General features: G+C 63.1%; 16 protein-coding genes. 3 read left to right on the top strand and 13 right to left on the bottom strand.

Features of this window, described 5'->3' with window-relative positions; all coding sequences use genetic code 11:
- Positions 1-11: 11 nt before the first annotated feature.
- The 12 genes from AC1RTQ_RS21785 to flgB all read right to left on the bottom strand — a co-directional run bounded on the left by AC1RTQ_RS21785 (position 12) and on the right by flgB (position 11,996).
- A complete protein-coding gene (locus AC1RTQ_RS21785; RefSeq protein WP_492878851.1) occupies positions 12-1,280 on the bottom strand; it encodes an HDOD domain-containing protein in 1,269 nt (422 codons plus the stop codon).
- A gap of 55 nt (positions 1,281-1,335) precedes the next feature.
- Positions 1,336-2,550: a flagellar hook-associated protein FlgL gene (flgL, locus tag AC1RTQ_RS21790; RefSeq protein ID WP_492878853.1), complete on the bottom strand. Its 1,215-nt coding sequence runs from the start codon at positions 2,548-2,550 to the stop codon at positions 1,336-1,338.
- A 23-nt stretch (positions 2,551-2,573) separates the two neighbouring features.
- On the bottom strand, positions 2,574-4,520 hold the full coding sequence (gene flgK, locus AC1RTQ_RS21795; RefSeq protein WP_492878855.1) for a flagellar hook-associated protein FlgK: 1,947 nt from the start codon (positions 4,518-4,520) through the stop codon (positions 2,574-2,576).
- Positions 4,517-5,545 (bottom strand): flagellar assembly peptidoglycan hydrolase FlgJ, encoded by a 1,029-nt coding sequence (flgJ, locus tag AC1RTQ_RS21800; RefSeq protein WP_492878857.1) that lies wholly within the window; start codon positions 5,543-5,545, stop codon positions 4,517-4,519. Before flgJ ends, flgK begins: the two co-directional genes overlap by 4 nt.
- Positions 5,542-6,690: a flagellar basal body P-ring protein FlgI gene (locus AC1RTQ_RS21805; protein WP_304350638.1), complete on the bottom strand. Its 1,149-nt coding sequence runs from the start codon at positions 6,688-6,690 to the stop codon at positions 5,542-5,544. Before AC1RTQ_RS21805 ends, flgJ begins: the two co-directional genes overlap by 4 nt.
- Before the next feature lie 20 nt (positions 6,691-6,710).
- The gene (locus AC1RTQ_RS21810) at positions 6,711-7,418 is read right to left on the bottom strand and encodes a flagellar basal body L-ring protein FlgH (RefSeq protein ID WP_492878859.1); all 708 of its coding nucleotides are present in this window, start codon (positions 7,416-7,418) and stop codon (positions 6,711-6,713) included.
- Positions 7,419-7,588: 170 nt separating this feature from the next.
- Complete coding sequence (gene flgG / locus AC1RTQ_RS21815) at positions 7,589-8,371, bottom strand: flagellar basal-body rod protein FlgG (protein ID WP_302093055.1); 783 nt, start codon at positions 8,369-8,371, stop codon at positions 7,589-7,591.
- Positions 8,372-8,389: 18 nt separating this feature from the next.
- Positions 8,390-9,130, bottom strand: coding sequence for a flagellar basal body rod protein FlgF (locus AC1RTQ_RS21820; RefSeq protein WP_492878861.1), 741 nt, complete (start codon positions 9,128-9,130; stop codon positions 8,390-8,392).
- 69 nt (positions 9,131-9,199) lie between these two features.
- Positions 9,200-10,468 carry a flagellar hook protein FlgE gene (gene flgE, locus AC1RTQ_RS21825; RefSeq protein WP_492878863.1) on the bottom strand — a complete coding sequence of 423 codons (1,269 nt, stop codon included), beginning with the start codon at positions 10,466-10,468 and terminating at the stop codon, positions 9,200-9,202.
- Positions 10,469-10,482: 14 nt separating this feature from the next.
- Positions 10,483-11,145, bottom strand: a complete 663-nt coding sequence (locus AC1RTQ_RS21830; RefSeq protein ID WP_492878865.1) for a flagellar hook assembly protein FlgD — start codon at positions 11,143-11,145, stop codon at positions 10,483-10,485.
- A 16-nt stretch (positions 11,146-11,161) separates the two neighbouring features.
- On the bottom strand, positions 11,162-11,566 hold the full coding sequence (flgC, locus tag AC1RTQ_RS21835) for a flagellar basal body rod protein FlgC (protein ID WP_003059205.1): 405 nt from the start codon (positions 11,564-11,566) through the stop codon (positions 11,162-11,164).
- Between the two features lie 16 nt (positions 11,567-11,582).
- Positions 11,583-11,996 carry a flagellar basal body rod protein FlgB gene (gene flgB / locus AC1RTQ_RS21840; protein ID WP_003065531.1) on the bottom strand — a complete coding sequence of 138 codons (414 nt, stop codon included), beginning with the start codon at positions 11,994-11,996 and terminating at the stop codon, positions 11,583-11,585.
- Between the two features lie 204 nt (positions 11,997-12,200).
- On the opposite strand from flgB, the gene flgA reads away from it, so the two are divergent.
- The 3 genes from flgA (at position 12,201) to AC1RTQ_RS21855 (ending at position 13,792) form a co-directional block, all read left to right on the top strand.
- Complete coding sequence (flgA, locus tag AC1RTQ_RS21845; RefSeq protein WP_492878868.1) at positions 12,201-12,959, top strand: flagellar basal body P-ring formation chaperone FlgA; 759 nt, start codon at positions 12,201-12,203, stop codon at positions 12,957-12,959.
- Positions 12,960-13,076: 117 nt separating this feature from the next.
- Entirely contained in the window at positions 13,077-13,391 is a 315-nt protein-coding gene (flgM, locus tag AC1RTQ_RS21850; RefSeq protein ID WP_492878870.1) for a flagellar biosynthesis anti-sigma factor FlgM, read from the top strand.
- A gap of 38 nt (positions 13,392-13,429) precedes the next feature.
- Positions 13,430-13,792, top strand: a complete 363-nt coding sequence (locus tag AC1RTQ_RS21855) for a hypothetical protein (protein ID WP_302093049.1) — start codon at positions 13,430-13,432, stop codon at positions 13,790-13,792.
- Between the two features lie 66 nt (positions 13,793-13,858).
- Here the strand turns inward: AC1RTQ_RS21855 and AC1RTQ_RS21860 are convergent, their stop codons facing one another.
- The gene (locus AC1RTQ_RS21860) at positions 13,859-15,340 is read right to left on the bottom strand and encodes a glycosyltransferase family 39 protein (RefSeq protein ID WP_492878872.1); all 1,482 of its coding nucleotides are present in this window, start codon (positions 15,338-15,340) and stop codon (positions 13,859-13,861) included.
- Positions 15,341-15,437: the final 97 nt, after the last annotated feature.

The raw sequence follows: 15,437 nt of genomic DNA on the forward strand, positions 1-15,437 counted from the left end.
CACCCAGACACTCAGGTCTGAACTTGCGGCATGCCCAGCTTGAGTTCGCTGAGCATGCGCAGCAGCATCCGGTTGAGGTCCTCGGCCTCCCACTCCTCCTGCTCGCGCAGCTGCCGGATGGGTGCGGGGTCACGGCTCTCCAGAGCCTGGCTCATCTGCAGCACGGCCGCATAAGGACCGGAGCGCGTGACGATGGCATCGAAAATGCGCTCGTTCAGCGGCGTGCGTCGCAAGATGGTCGCCACCGACTCATGCAGCAGCAAGTCCAGCTGCGAGAACAGGCTGCACAAGTACATCTCGCGCTGCAGATCCAGGCTCACCCCGGCTTCGATCAGTTGCTCGGCCAGCCTGGCGCGCAGCACGACCTGCGTGCGCAGGGGCACCAGGTCCTGTTCGGTACAGGCATGGGGCAGCTGGTCGGCCAGCCAGCGCTCCAGCGTGCCCAGCCCCAGCATCACCAGCCCGCGGCGCAGCGAGTCCACGCCGCGACGCAGGCCCAGGGCGGCCGAGTTGGTATAGAGCAAAAAGCGATAGGCCAGCACTGGGTCCGAGCCCAGGATCTCTTCCATCACATCCAGGGACTGCTCCTTGTCGATGGCTTTCATGAGCCTGAAGAGCGCATCGCGCGAGGGCTGGGGCTGTTGCAGCCGAAAGGCCTGCATGGTGTCTGCCACGGGCCAGCCGGCCACGGCGGCCGCTTCATGCACGTCGAGACAGGAGCGCGCCAGCTCCAGGCTTTGCAGGCTCTGGTACATCTGGCCGTCCAGCAGATTCAGCGGCTGAGTGGCAAAAAAGCCCGAGGCACTCTCCTTGTCCGCATCCTTCGCCGGCTGGCTTGGGCGCACCACATTGGGCAGTCCCGCAGCACCTTCCGGCGGCAGGCTCAGCAGGCTGCTGGCAAAGCAGCGCGCAGCATCGGCATCGGGCACATCGGCCAGCGATCCTCCCCAAACCAGCATCAGCCCACGTGCCTTGGCCTTCTGCACCAGCTCGTAGATACCTTCATCCTGCTGCAGCCAGTCGCCGCGCACCTCTATCCAGGGACTGCCCTGAGGTGCATGTTCGAGAAGATTGCACAGAACCTGGCGGGACTGCGGCGATATCAGCAACGGCGGAGCCTGACGGCTCCAGAGCTCATCCACCGTGCGCAGGAAATGCGCCATGTCGGCAGAGGAGCCCGAGTCCTCGTGGACATAAAGCTGAATCCCTGCCAGGCGTCGCGTACGTCCCCAGAGCGGCCGATAACCAAGAGTCAAAGAGCTGAGGACAGACTGGGTCATGGAGGATTTGGACAGGTAGACGACGAGACATCAAGACGGACAGAGCCCGCCGGAATCAGCCGATGTAGTTGAACAGCGAAAGCTTCTGCATCTGTGCATAGGACTGCAGGGCGGCCTGCAAGCCCACCTTCTGCGTATCCACTTGCGACAGCGCCGTGATCATATCGATATCTTCGGCGCGTGAACGGGCTCCTTCCTGCGTCAGTGCCTGATCCTTCATGTCGGACTCCAGGCCGTCTGCGCGTTTGAGCTGGTCGCCCGCATAACTGCGCATGGCCTGCACCCGGTTCATGCCCGAATCCAGTTCGCTCAAGGCGCGCCCCAGACCCTGCTGCAATGCGGTCGATCCTCCCGTGCCGCCCTTGACCGTGGCAATGGCCTCATCCAGCACACTGAAAATATCGGTGCGTTTGCTTGGAGACATGGTGAAGCTGTCGCCGTCGCCCGGAGTGCCCTTGATGCTGATCTGCTGACCGCCGACGGTTATCGCCTGCCCTTCCTTGTAGGGTGTGGACGGAACCACGGGATTGGTCGCCGTGGCCGAGCTGGAGTTGATCTCGTAGCTGACCGCACCGGTCGTCGGATCCTTGGCGAACACCAGGGTGTAGCTATCGCCAGTGACCTTGCTCGGGTCAGTGACCGATCCCACATCCGCCCAGGCCTTGCCGGAATTGGAGGCCGCGCCATTCACCACAAACACGCCGTTGCCGGTAGGCACGTTCAGCCAGGCCGCATGACCATCCAGAGAGATGGGCAGGCCGTTGTCGCTGCCGGTGTTCTGCCCGGGGTTGAGCTGGCTGGTCGAGCCCGGTGGCGTGCTTTGCAGCGGCGTGTCGGGACTGCCCAGCCCGCGAAAAATCGGCAGGCCGTTGGAATCCTTGGAATTCGCGTAGTCGAGAATCTGATCGCGCAGGCTCTGCATCTGCTGGACGAGAGAGTCGCGTGCCACCTGGTCATACGATCCGTTGCCCGCCTGCATCAACAGATCACGAAAATCCTGCAATGCGCCGTGAGCCTTGCCCAGCTCGGACTCGCCCTGGGCAATCACATCGCGCTGGGCACCGAGCACACGCTGGTCATTTTCGGAGCGGGTGATGCGGGTGCGTGCACGCTCGGCCTGGGCAGCCGCCACAGGATCGTCGCTGGCGCGCAGCACGCGCTTGCCCGCCGTGGTCTTCTCCATCAGGTCCACCAGGCTGCTTTGACGCGAGCCCAGGTTGTTGATAGTGCTGTCATACATATTGGCCGTGCCAATGCGGTTGATGCTCATGCCTGTTCTCCGGCTGTAGGGGGTTAACGGCCAACGGCCTGGATCACGCTGTCAAAAATGCCCTGCGCCACCTGCAGCATCTTGGCCGAGGCCTGGTAGGACTGCTGGTACTGCAGCAGCTTGGCGGCTTCTTCATCCAGATTGACGCCGGACACTGCGGTGCGGTCGCCCTCCAGATTCTTGGCAATCGAGTCGGACAGCTTGGCTGCGTAGGCCGCGCTTTGCGTGCGCGTGCCGATCTGCGCCATGGCGGTGGAAAAACCGTCGCTGAGCGTGGTCGCGCCATCGAAGATCACGGTGTCGCGCAACGACAGGAAGGAGCTGGCATTGCCCGTATCCGAGCTGTAGAAGCTGTTGGGACCGAAGCTCACGGTATCGCTGGTGGCACCAGCCACCGCAGGCGTACCGGTGAGCGTCACCTTGAGCCCCGGCGCCAGCTCGATGGCCTGTCCGGAGATATAGGCGCCTGTCGCAGCCACGCCGCTGGGGGCGGGAGTGATGGTGTAGGTCATGCCGCCCGCCCCATCAGGAGCGAAAGACAGGGTGATGCCCGCAGGAAAGGTAGCGGCATCGAAGCCTTTTCCCACCTTCAGGCTAGACATGCGGACGGCCGCATCGCCCAGCGAGTTGATCTTGGCCGACACCGGATTGGCCACCGCCAGATCGTTGCCGGAATGCACCATGGTCTGAATATCGTGCGCCGCCGATGCCACAGGACTGAACAGCACGGACTGGCCGGCCTGGCCATCGTTCTTGAGATCGAACTGCAGTCCGTCAATCGTCTTGCCGCGCAGGTCCGTCAGATCGTTGAAGGCCGTGGTCTGGCCATCCGACAGGCGCACCACCTTGCCCTTGGGCGCATCGTTGCCGAAAACGATCTTGTAATCCGTTGCCTTGAGCGCGCTTGAGTCCTTGACCGTGACCGTGGGCGTATCGGGCTGTACCCATTGAGCACCTGTGGTGGAGCCCGTGGCCGTCATCGGAATATTGAATAGCGCCCCGCCTTTCTGGCCCGACAAGGTCAGGCCCAGCTGGTTTTGCGTATTGAGCGTATCGCCGATCGAGATCACCATGCGCCCCAGCAGGTTTCGTCCCTCGCTCAGGTCGTTGTTCTGGAACTGCAGCAGACCGGCAATCTCGCCGCCACCAGCCATGGCTGGAGTCAGCTCCACGGGCTGCCCGCCCTGCTGCTGGAAATACAGGCTCATCTTGCCGCTGCCGGGGTACTGCGTGGACTCCTGCAGGCTGAGCTTGGCAGAGCTCTGTCCCAGCACCAGCGGCTGGCTGCCGCCCGCGAACAGGCTGATGGAGCCATCGCCGGCATCGACCTGCGAGGTCTGCACGTATTTGTTGATGTCACGCACGAGCTGGTCGCGCTGATCGAGCAGGTCATTGGGCGTGTGGCCCGTAGCGATGGCGCTGCTGATCTGGCCATTGAGCGCCGCAACCTGTTGGGACAGACTGTTGACCACATTCACGTCATTGCTCATCTGCTGGCGCGTGCTGTAGTCCATCTCGTCGAGCTGGGCCGAGGCCGAACGGAAGCGCGCGGCCAGTTCGCTCATGCGCGTCAGCACCACCTGACGCGCCGAAGAGTCAGTCGGCGCGCTGCTGACATCGGCAAACGCATTCATCATGTCGTTGATGGCCGCGCCCAGGCCGTTGGTTCCGCCGGAGAACACTTCCTGCAACTGGTTGAGCGAGTTCGAACGCGCGGAGTCCGCAGCACTGGCGGCGGTGGCCGCCGTGGCCTGACGGTTGAGCAGCTCGCTGAAGTTGCGCAAGATGGTCGTCACATCGGAGCCATTGCCGATATAGCCATTGCCGATGTTCTGGCCCGCCGAGGTCTGAAAGGTCACACTCTGGCGCGAATAGCCGGCGGTGTTGACATTGGCGATGTTGTGCCCCGTGGTTTGCAGGGCGATCTGGTTGGCCATCAGGGCGCGCGCGCCCACGTTCAGAAGACTCATGACTGGTTCTCGTTGATCTTGTTGATCTGGGCTGCACGGGCACTGGCGCCCAGACGGCTTGCGACATTGGCGCTGCTGTTGCCGGCGCTGGCGACTGTGACCTGGGCCACGCTCTGGATGGCGCGGCTGAGCTTTTGCGCATAGGCCGGATCGGTGGCGTAGCCGGCCTTTTGCAACTCGCTGGCGTAGGCCTGGGCAGAGCCGGTCTGGGCCATGGCTTTTTCGTAGCGCGGATTGCTGCCGATCAGACGTGCGTAGTCGCGGAAAGACTCTTCGTAGGAGTCATAGGCGCGGAACTTGGCCGTCACCTTCTTGGGCGCGCCATTGATGTATTCGGTGGTGGTGACTTCGGCGACCTTGCCCGTCCAGCTGCCCCCGGCCTTGATGCCGAACAGATTGAACGAGTTGCTGCCGTCCTTGTTGCGGATCTCGCTCTTGCCCCAGCCCGTCTCATGCCCGGCCTGGCCGATCATGTAGTGAGCCGGGATGCCGCTCTCGCTGGCCACACGCTGCGCTGCACCGGTGTGCGCCGTCACGAAGTTGTCGCGCCCCTTGGGAGCCGGTGCATAGGCGTTGATCGATTGCACAGCCTGGCTGCGGCTGCCGCTCCAGGCGCCGTTGCTGCCCGCATTGCGCCAGGCATTGCGGCTCAGGCTCAGGGTGGAAGGCACGGCAATTTCGGTTTCCTCTGCGGCGTCGACCCCCATGCTGCGCGCCAGCTGCTTGCTGATGGCATCGGTGAGGCCGCCGGGCTGACCCGCCATGGCCACTGAGAGCTGCTGATCCAGCAGATCGGTGCTGAGATTGCCCTGCGCGCTGTCGAGCAGGCCGGACTTCATGGTCGCCTCGCGCATGCTCTTGATCATCTCGCGCATGAACAGCGACTCGAGCTGCTTGGCGGTCTCGCGTGCGGCCTGGGGGCTGTTCTCGCCGGCTGCCGTCTTGAGCGCATTGAGCGAGCGTGCATCGACAGCCAGCGCATTGCTGGCCGCCAGGGATGAAGAATGGGGCAATGACGTGCTCATATCACCTCCAGCTCCGCGTCCAAGGCGCCTGCGGCCTTGATGGCCTGCAGGATGGCCAGCAGGTCCTGCGGCGTGGCGCCCAGTGAGTTCAGCGCCCGCACCACATCGGTGAGCTGGGGCGAATTGGGCATGTTGATGACCTTGCCGGGCTCCTGCTTGAGCTGGATATCGGACTTCTGCGCCACCACGGTCTGCCCTTGCGAGAACGGTGCGGGCTGGCTGATGACCGGCGTGGTGCTGATGGTGATGGACAGGTTGCCGTGCGCAATGGCGCAGGGACCCAGGGTCACCGCCTGATTGAGCACGATGGAGCCGGTACGGGCATTGATGACCACCTTGGCCGCCGGCTTGGAGGTCTCGATGGGCATCTCCTGAATCTCGGCGATCATGCGCACGCGCGAGCCCGGATCGATGGGGGCATTGACCTGCACCGTGCGGCCGTCCAATGCCATGGCCGTGCCCGCGCCCATGCGCTGGTTGATGGCGCGCACCATCTTGTCGGCGGTCTGGAAATCGGTCTGATTCAGGCCTAGCGTGATCGTGTTGCCCTGGTTGACGGGAGTGGGCACTGCACGCTCCACCTGCGCGCCCTGCGGCACGCGGCCCGCGTTCAGGTGATTGACCTGCACCTTGGAGCCGCCGGCCGCAGCCCCGGCACCGCCGACCACCACATTGCCCTGGGCCAGTGCATAGATCTCGCCGTCCGCGCCGCGCAGCGGTGTCGCCACCAGCGTGCCGCCTTTGAGCGACTTGGCATTGCCCATGGAGGAGACGTTGATGTCGATGACCTGGCCGGGCTGCGCAAAGGCCGGAAGCTCGGCCGTGATGATCACCGCCGCCACATTCTTGAGCTGCAGCTGGGCCGCATTGCCCGAGGCCGGCAGGGCGATACCCATCTGCTCCAGGTAATTGGCCAGCGCCTGCTTGGTGTAGGGCATCTGCGTGGTCTGATCGCCCGTGCCGTCGAGGCCGACCACCAGACCGTAGCCTGTCAACTGGTTGCTGCGCACGCCCTGGATGGCGGCAACCTCCTTGATGCGTGTGGCATGCGCAGGCAGGGTGAGCCCGCTGGCGCCAAGGGCTGCGACCACCAGCAAGGCGGTGTGCGCAGGGCGCAGTGACAGGAGCGTGGACAGTACTTTCATACTGCCCATTCTCGGAAGAATCAGAACGGCATAACGTTCAAAAAGAACCGGGACAACCAGCCAATTGACTGGGCTTCACCAGCCTGGCCACGGCTGCGCGACTCGACGCGCAGATTGGCCACCTGAGTCGATGCCACGGTGCTGCCCGGACGCAGCGAGCGCGGGTCCACCGTGCCCGTGAAACGCAGCACATCGACGTTGTGGTTGACGCCGATCTGCTTCTCGCCGGCAATCACCAGATGGCCGTTGGGCAGCACGTCGACCACGGTGGTAGCAATCGAGCCCGTGAAGGTGTTGTTGCTGGTGGTGGCACCCGAGCCCTTGAAGTCGTTCTTGCTCTCGGCCCCCAGGGTGAGCGCATCGGCAACCGTCTTCTCTGCGCCGCCTCTGAGCAGCGGCAGCGAGGTGATGCCCGTGCTCAGCTCGTTGGCACGTCCGACCTTGGAGTCCGTGCTCTGGCTGGCCGACACGCGCTCGACGATCTGCACCGTCACCGAGTCACCCACCATGCGGGCCCGCTGATCCTCGAACATGGGTCGGTAACGACTGGCGTTGAACAGGCTGCCGGTGGGCGCCTGGGCCGTCTGCTCGCGCGGCTGCAGCACGGGAGGTGCGGTGGATGGCATGTCCACGGGCGGCGGCGGATTGAGCGTGACGCAGCCCGAAACCAGCAGGGCCGCAGCGAGGGCACAGACCGGTGGGCAATGGGAAACAATGGCTTTGAACATGACGGCAAGTCCTTGGCAGTCAGGCGCTTGGCCCCTTGTGCCCTTGCGTGCGCAATGCACGCTACTTAAATAGGAGCAATAATCACCTGATACACATACATTTCGACACATATTGCATCTGAAAATCATATGTATCAGGCGCAATAAGCTCCTCAATACATAGCAATCAATCAGAGCTGCGCCAGCTTGGCCAGCATCTGGTCGGAAGTCTGGATCGCCTTGGAATTCATTTCGTAGGCGCGCTGCGTCTGGATCATGGTCACCAGTTCCTGGACCACATTCACATTCGAGGCTTCCAGATAGCCCTGCTGAATCGTGCCCAGGCCGTTGGTGCCGGGCGTGCCCTGCTGGGGCTGGCCCGAGGAGGCGGTCTCGATGTAGAGGTTCTGGCCGCGCGGCTCCAGGCCGGCGGGATTGATGAACTGGCTCATGGCGATATTGCCCACCTGCTGCGGCGCGGCCTGGCCGGGCATGGTGACGCTCACAACGCCGTCATTGCTGATCGACACCTTGGTCGCCCCGTTGGGGATGGTGATGCCGTTGGCCACGGGCAGGCCGCTGGAGGTCACCAACTGGCCCTGGGCATTGACCTCGAACGAGCCATCGCGGGTATAGGCAATCGTGCCGTCCGGCATATTGACTTCGAAGAATCCGTTGCCGTTGATGGCCACATCCAGCGCATTGCTCGACTGCTGCAGGCTGCCTTGCAGAAAGTTGCGGCTGGTGGCCACGGTACGCACGCCCAGGCCCAGATGCAGGCCGGTCGGCAGCTGATTTTGCTCGGTGGTCTGCGAACCGGACTGGCGCAGATTCTGATAGATCAGATCCTCGAAAACCGCATTCGCGCGCTTGTAGCCCGTGGTGGAGACGTTGGCCAGATTGTGCGAAATCACGTCCAGCTGCGTCTGCTGGGCTTCCATGCCGGTCTTGGCAATGAACAGCGAATTGATCATGACGTATTCCTTTGGCTATCAGCCGTTCAAGCTCAGCAGCTGGCTGGCGGATTTATCGTTGGTTTCAGCGGTCTGCAGCAACTTCATCTGCTGCTCGAACTGGCGTGAGGCGGCGATCATGCCGACCATGGTTTCGACGGAGTTCACGTTCGAGCCTTCGATCGAGCCCGACAGCAGACGTGCCGTCTCGTCGTTGGGCAGCGCATCGCCCTGGGCCGCGCGGAAAAAACCGTCATCGCCGCGCACCAGCGGCTCATCGACGGGCGGCGTGACCAGCTTGACGCGCCCCACGGCCACGGGCAGCTGATTGCCCGTCTTGGCGGTCAGCGTGCCGTCCGAGCCCAGGGAAATCGTGGACTCGGGCGGGATATCGATGGGAGCGCCGCCGTCGGAGAGCACGGCCTGGCCGTTGCTGTTGACCAGTTGCCCTTCGGGCGAGATCTCGAAAACGCCGTTGCGCGTGTACGCTTCCTGACCATCCAGGCCCTGCACGGCAAACCAGGCGCGCCCCATGGCCATGGCGTCCAGCGCCCGGCCGGTGCGCTGGGCAGGGCCGGGAGTGTCCTGATAGCCGGAGGTTGCCTCCAGCGCAAACACGCGCGTGCCGGCCCCGGTACCCTGCAGCGGCACCGAACGGAAGGTGGACATCTCGGCCCTGAAGCCGTTGGTGCCCGCATTGGCCAGGTTGTGAGCCAGCACGGCCTGACGCTGGGCTGCCGCATTGGCCCCAGTCATCGACGTATAAATAATTTTGTCCATGCTGACCTTCCTTCCGTCAAAGCAATCGCTTTTGCAGCCCCGGCGCAAAGCGCCTCAGGGGCTTAGCTGTTATCGCAAGTTCACCAGGGTGGAGAAAACCTGATCCTGCGTCTTGATGGTCTGGGCATTGGCCTGGTAGGAGCGCTGCGCCGTCATCATGTTGACCAGCTCGGCCGTCAGATCCACGTTGGACTCTTCCAGTGCGCCCGACTGCAGCGAGCCGAAGGTGCCGGTCTGGGCCGAACCATTGAGCGCAGGGCCGGAGTCGGAGGTGGCAACCCATTTGTTGTTGCCAACGGAGCCCAGACCCTGGGTATTGGTAAAGGCTGCCAGCGCGATCTGGCCTTCGGTGCGCGTGACGCCGTTGGAGTAGGAGGCCACGATGGAGCCGTCGCGACCCACATTGATGCCCGTCAGTGCGCCCGAGGTATAGCCATCCTGCTTGAGGCTGCTGACGGCAAACTTGGTACCAAACTGGGTCAGACCGCCGAAATCGAACGCGACATTGAAGGGCTGCAGGCCGTTGGGATTGGCCGTGCCGCCGCTGACGCTCAGATTCAGCGTGGTGCCCGAACCTGTGGTCGGTGCATTGGGAGTGACGCTGGTGAGCTTGCCGCTCGCGTCGAACACGGCCTTGCCGATGGGCGCGGCCGTGGCATCGAGCGAGTTGAAGACATTCCAGGTGTTGCCTGTAGCGTCTTTCTCGAAATACAGATTGACCGGGATCGCCGTGCCCTGGGTGTCATAGACATTGAGCGAGGTGCCGTAGGTGGCACGCGGCGTGGCGGCAATAGGAGGCGTGGCCGTCGCGTCGCCGGCGGCCACCGTGGCGCGCGCGTCCAGGTTCAGCTCCACATTCACCTTGGAGGTCTGCTTGGCGGGAATCGGCTGACCCGTGGGAAAGCTCATCGGCACGGGCGTGGCACCCGACTGGATCTTGCCGGTCGAAGGATCCACCACATAGCCCATGACATTGTCGTTATCCACGGTCTTGAGGTTGCCCTCCTTGTCCAGGCCGAAGTTGCCGGCGCGCGTATAGGCAATGCTGCCGTCGCTTTGCTTGACGACGAAAAAGCCGTTGCCGTTGATGGCGATGTCCAGGTTGTTGCCCGTCGATGTGATCGGACCCTGCCTGAACTGCTGGGACACGCCGGCCACGTTGACACCGATGCCGCTGCTCTGGCCGCTGGCCGAGCCGATGGCACTGGCGACCATTTCGGCAAAGTCGGCACGCGAGGCCTTGAAGCCCGTGGTGTTGGAGTTGGCGATGTTGTGGCCGATGACGTCCAGATTCTTGCTGGCGGCGTTCAGACCGGAGAGACCTTGTTGAAAACCCATGATGTGTTCCTCAATCAGTAAACGGCCTTGACGCCGGAATAAGCCACGCTGCTGCCGTTGTCGAGCTCCAGCGACAGCGCGCCGTTGGCCGAGCTGGTGGCGATCACGGCATGGGGCGCCAGCGGTGTGGATGCCACAGCGGTCGCTCCATTGGTGGCAACCACGCTGTAGCGCAGCTGCGAAGCGTCGCCGCTGTACTTGTCCTTGCCTTCCCAGGTGAAGTAGTTGCGCCCGGCTGCGCCGGCACCCAGATCGATGGTGTCCACCAGCTCGCCGCCGGCCGTGGTGATCTGGATCTTGACGCTGGCTGCCTGGTTTTCCAGATCGAAGGCGGCGGTATGCGTGCCATTGGCCGCCACGCCCAGGGTGTTGCCCTCGGTCAACACCGTACGGCCGATCATGGAAGTGCCCTGCAGCACCTGCATGGCCGTGAACTGGCCGGACATGGAAGCCATGGTCTGGTTCAGCTGCTGAATCCCGGTCACGGTATTGATCTGCGCCATCTGCGAGGTCATTTGCGCGTTGTCCATGGGATTCATGGGGTCCTGGTTGTTGAGCTGGGCCACCAGCAACTTGAGGAAACGGTCCTGGGCCTCGTTGGGGTCGGTTACCGAATTCTTGGTATTGCTGGTGGTGTTGGTCGTGGTGCCGTCCACACTGCTTGCGCCGTAGATCATGTGCGTGTTCCCGGGCTTACTGGCCCATTTGCAGAGTCTTGAGCAGCAGCGTCTTGGCCGTGTTCATGACTTCCACGTTGTTCTGATAGGAGCGCGAGGCCGAGATCATGTTGACCATTTCGTCCACGGCGCTCACGTTGGAGTGGGTGACATAGCCTTCGCCATCGGCCAGCGGATTGCTGGGGTCGTGGATGCGACGGCCGGGCGTGTTGTCCTCGCTGATGGCATTGACCTTGACGCCCGCGCTGCCGTCATTGCCCATGGGTACGGTCTGAAACACGACCTGACGCGCCTTGTAGACGCTGCCGTCGGGACCGGCCACGGCATCGACGTTGGCCAGATTGGAGGCCACCACGTTCAGACGCTGGGACTGGGCGCTGACCGCACTGCCCGAGATATTGAAGATGGAAAACATGGACATGGTTTAGCTCCTGGGCTTACTGGCCTTGAATGGCGCTGAGCATGGTCTTGGCCTGGCCGTTGATGAAGCGCAGCGTGGCTTCGTAGCGCACGGAGTTATCGACGAAATTGGCGCGCTCGCGATCCAGGTCCACGGTGTTGTTGTCCAGACTGGGCTGGGAATTGACCGAATAGCCGAGCTTGGCCTTGAGCGCCTCGTCCGACATCTGCGCCTGCAGCGGGATATGGCCTGCCGTCGTGACACTGGCCTGGGTCAGGGGCTTGGGCCCGCTGGTCGCGGCCATCAAGGCTTCACGGAAGTTGAAGTCGCGCGCCACATAGCCGGGGGTATCGGCGTTGGCGATATTGCTGGCAATGGCTCGCTGGCGCTCGGCGCGCAAGAGCAGCGCCTCGCTTTGGAAGTCCAGTCGTTCGGTCATTTTGTTCAGCATTGCGGCCTCGCTTTCAGAATTCGGGGATGCCGGAGCCCACGGACTGCGGCATGCGAGGATTATGAAAATCGGCAGCGCAAACTAAAGCGCGAAGAAAGCGGTATTGCGCTGGCTCTTCAAGCCATTGCGCAAGCCATGTCGCGCCTATATTTGCAAGCGTCGTCTGCAGCTTCGTGACTGCGGATAACTTCAAAGGATTGATGCATGTCTGGCCGCTTTTCCCTGTTTCTGCGCCTTCGCCCCTCTCGGGGCCTGGCTGCGGCATGGGGTCTGGGCGCGTTGCTGCTGACAGCCGGCGCACAAGCCCAGGATGGTGCGGCGCAGCTCAGCCAGATCGGACAGCGCTTTGTCGACGCCGCTTTGCACCAGCCATCGACCGAGACCGTGCAGGCCGGCAGCGGCATGGCTTTGCGCATGGAGGTCCAGATGGGCCAGCTGGACTCGCGCCTGCGTCTGGCGGCCTGTGCCAAAGTCGAGCCCTATCTGCCTGCGGGAAGCCGTCTCTGGGGTCGCACCCGATTGGGTCTGCGCTGCGTGCAGGGCAGCGTGCCCTGGAATGTGTTTCTGCCCATCACCGTGCGTGCCTATGGCCCGGCCTGGGTGGCGCAAGGCAATATTCCGGCCGGCAAGACCCTGAGCGCCGAGGACGCAGTCCCTGCGGAAGTGGACTGGGCCGAGGACAGCGCCGCCGTCTTCGCCAATGCTCAGGATTTCATCGGCATGGTTGCGGCGCGTCCGCTGACATCGGGGCAGGCTCTGCGCCAGAACATGGTGCGCCCGCCAGCCTTGTTCACGGCGGGATCGCCCGTGCAGGTGATGGTCAATGGCGGCGGCTTCAGCGTTGCCGGCTCGGGCAAGGCGATGACTGCCGCCGGCGAAGGGCAACAGGTACGGGTTCGCATGGATAATGGCCGCCTTGTCACAGGAACGGTCAATGCCAGTGGCGTGGTTCTGGTTCAGTAGCAAGAGAGTACACACTCACTTTGCAAACCATGCCAAATATTCCTCAAGTTTTACGCGCCCTTGTCGAAAGCAAGGCTACAGCGCCCTACGCCGATACAGGGCGATTGGAGAACCAGCATGAAGATAGGCAATAAGCCGGACCTGCAGCAGACCGCTGCAGCCGCCAAGCAGGCCCCGAAATCTGCAGCCACGGTTGCCACCGAAGAATCGACCAAAGGCTTGTCCGAGCGCGCCGCCGGGGTGCCCGTGTCCTTTTCGTCCTCGGCCCGCGCCCTGGATAGCCAAAGCCGCACCAACACCGACTTTGATGCCGATCGCGTCAAGGCCATGCGCGAAGCCATTGCCAATGGCAGCTTCCGCGTCAACGCCGAGGCCGTGGCAGACAAGCTGCTGGCCAATACCGAAGAATTCCTGGTTCACGCTCGCGGCTGAAGCGCCCGAGCCTGAACTCCCGAACAGAGGCTGACCCGATGACCTTGCAGGAAATGCTCGATTCGCTGGATGCGGTGATTCAGACCGTTTCGGCATCGCTGCAGTCACCGGACGCATCCGCCCTGGAACAGTCCAGCAACCGCCTGCGTGACGCCATGGTGGCGTTCTCCCAGCTCGTCAAGCGCTTCTCGGCCGACGACTGGACGCCTGCGCTGCGCGAGCGTGCACAGAATCTGGACCGCGAAATCTCCCTGGTTCGCGACCAGCTGGCGCGGCTTTCCGTGCTCAACCAGCGCCGCACCAAGGCCCTGGTGCCTGCTGCCGAAGACAGCACCTACGAAAGCAGCCTGCGCGGCGCATCGCAGACCGGCCGCGCACGTATCTATCACGCTGCCAGCTAGGCTCGCATCGGCAACTTCAGCAAAAAAGGCGGGCCAGAGGCCCGCCTTTGCTTGTTTTGACAAGTCTCAGTGCTCGCCCTTGGCAATCTTCACGGGCCGCCAGGCCCAGACACCGTAGGCTCGCGTCACGCCTTCGGGCAATGGGTCCGGTGCCACCATCACCTCGATGATGCGGGCGTTCGGCAGTTCGTCCTCACGAATCCAGGGGCTGTATTGCAGATTGCGCTCCACGTAGACACGTGGACGCTCGGGCAACTCCATGGCAATGCGCCCGGCCAGCGCCTGCGGGCCGATGATGATGTCCACAGGACCGCCCAGTGCCTGATGCGCCGCAGGTGCCAGACCTTCCACGATCCTGTCCACGGGGATATGGTTCTGATGGCTGCTCTTGTAGCCAGACAGTCCCATGGGCGAAGCCAGCCAGAACTGCAGCAGCAGCAGCGCCTGCAAAACCCCGAACGTCAGCCAGGCGGCACGCATGTCCCCGGCTGAGCCCCAGCTCTGCGGCGAGCGAGCCCACTCCATGACGGCAGGCACGCACAGGAACATGAAGGCCGTACCCCATTGCAGATGCAGATAGGAGCCCGTAAACAGGCACAGCACCAGCATGGCCAGCAGCGGCACCAGACCCCAGAGCAGCCAGAACTCGCGCAGCATCCTGTCCGCAGCGACCGGGGTCACCTGTGCCGGCGCAGTCTGCACGCCAGTTTTGCCCGCCCTGCGGCGCCCCCACCAGAGAGCCACACCCAGCACGATCCAGGCCGGCATGCAGCGGTTGAAGATCCAGTCCACCGCGAACCTCCAGGACATATCGATGCGGGCGGCCGTATCCAGGTGCAGCCCCAGGGAAGTGCGCTCGGCGTAATGCATGGGCATCCAGTCATGGGTGCTCAGCCAGTACAGATGGGGAGACAGCACCAGCAAGCCGATCACGGTCGCCAGCGCTGCCCCTTTGACATGCACCGGATTCTTCCAGGCACCAATGCGCAGCCACCACAGGCCTATCACGCCCAACGCCAGCACATATTGATATTTGCTGAGCATGCCCAGGCCCGAGACCAGGCCCAAGCAGGCCCAGCCCGCCAGAGTTGGCTTCTGTGTGACATGCCAGGTCAGTGCTGCGGCCAGCGAGATCCATAGCATCATCACGACGTTATGGTTGTAGTAATAGAGCCGCCCGCAGTAGAAGGTGATGCTCAGCGCCGCCAGCAGAGCCACGCTCGCATAGGCCTGGCCCCGCATATCGCACAGCAGCTTCCAGAAAATCGCCAATGAACCCAGCGTGATCACACCGCCCAGCACATAGGTCAGCCCTATGGACGGACCAAAGACAGCCGCAGAAGCAGCCATGATCCAGGTCGGCATCGGCGGATGCTTGAAATAGCCCAGCTCCAGAGAGTGAATCCAGATCAGCTGCTCCACATTGTCTCCGGGCGCGGCCAGGGCCGTCACCCAGTGAATGGCCAGCCAGATCACGCCGTACACCGCAAGCAAGGCGGCAACGGCACGGCCGGTAAGAACAAGAGATTCGCGTGGGACAGCGGTCATCTGACGATCAAGGAAATAAAGGAGCAGAGGCAGCATTGCCTAGGGGCGTGAGTATAGCGACGGCCCTTAGAGGCAACACCAACCGTGACCGGCCCCA

This window comes from Comamonas sp. GW821-FHT11H03 (assembly GCF_058807955.1).